Below are 1,418 nucleotides of genomic sequence, written 5' to 3'. Positions count from 1 at the left end.
GTCGGCTACACCGCGCGTCATCTGACCTTCTTCGAGATGCTCGGCAACTTCTCCTTCGGCGACTATTTCAAGGAGCGCGCCATCGAGCTTGCCTGGAACCTGATCACCAGGGAATTCGGGCTGAGCAAGGACAAGCTGCTGGTCACCGTCTATCACACGGATGACGAGGCGGCCGGCTTCTGGAAGAAGATCGCCGGTTTTTCCGACGACCGCATCATTCGCATCGCGACCTCGGACAATTTCTGGGCGATGGGCGACACCGGACCCTGCGGGCCGTGCTCGGAGATCTTCATCGACCGCGGCGAGCACATCTGGGGCGGCCCTCCCGGCAGCCCGGAGGAGGACGGCGACCGTTTCCTGGAATTCTGGAACCTGGTGTTCATGCAGTATGAACAGGTGACGAAGGAGGAGCGCATCGACCTGCCGCGCCCCTCGATCGACACCGGCATGGGCCTGGAGCGCATGGCCTCCATCCTGCAAGGGGTGGAAAGCGTCTTCGAGACCGATCTGTTCCGTCACCTGATCGACGCGGCCTCGTCCGCGATCGGGCATGATCCCGACAAGGAGACGGTCGCCTCCTACCGAGTCATTGCCGATCATCTGCGCTCGTCCTCCTTCCTGGTCGCCGATGGCGTGCTGCCCTCGAACGAAGGCAGGGGCTACGTCCTGCGCCGCATCATGCGCCGCGCCATGCGCCATGCGCAGCTGCTCGGTGCCAACGAACCGCTGATGTGGAAGCTGGTGCCGGCGCTGGTGCGCGAAATGGGCCAGGCCTATCCGGAACTGCTGCGCGGCGAACAATTGATCACCGAGACGCTGAAGCTCGAGGAGACCAGGTTTCGCAAGACGCTGGTGCGCGGCCTCGGCCTGCTTTCCGAGGCGACCGAAACGCTGCATGCCGGCGACATGCTGGATGGCGAGACGGCCTTCAAGCTCTACGACACCTATGGCTTCCCGCTCGACCTGACGCAGGACGCACTGCGCCAGCGCAGCATCTCGGTCGATATTGCCGGCTTCACCAACGCGATGGAGCAGCAGAAGGCCGAGGCGCGCAAGCATTGGGCCGGGTCCGGCGACGCCGCCACCGAGACCATCTGGTTCTCGGTGCGCGAGAAGGCCGGCGCCACCGAGTTCCTCGGCTATGAGACTGAAGCTGCGGAAGGCATCATCCAGGCGCTTGTCCGGGACGGCAAGGCTGTCGACGGCGCCGGCAAGGGCGACGCGGTGGCGATCGTCGTCAACCAGACGCCGTTCTATGCCGAGTCCGGCGGCCAGATGGGCGACACCGGCGTCATCTCCGGCGAGGGGTTCTCGATCGAGGTTTCGGATACGCAGAAGAAGGCCGACGGGCTGTTCGTGCATATCGGCAAGGTGGCCAGCGGCACCGTCAAGACGGGCGCGGCTGTCGAGCTGAAGGT

1 protein-coding gene is annotated in these 1,418 nt (G+C 64.6%); it reads left to right on the top strand.

Annotated features, from left to right (window positions below; all coding sequences use genetic code 11):
- Positions 1 to 1,418 (top strand): alanine--tRNA ligase (gene alaS, locus EN969_RS31030; protein WP_127419732.1); only part of this gene is annotated, 1,418 nt, incomplete at both ends.

This window comes from Mesorhizobium sp. M7A.F.Ca.CA.003.01.2.1 (assembly GCF_003998945.1).
Taxonomy (GTDB): domain Bacteria; phylum Pseudomonadota; class Alphaproteobacteria; order Rhizobiales; family Rhizobiaceae; genus Mesorhizobium; species Mesorhizobium ciceri.
The sequence above is the reverse complement of the archived record's forward strand: the minus strand, read 5'-3'. Positions and strand labels throughout refer to the sequence as shown.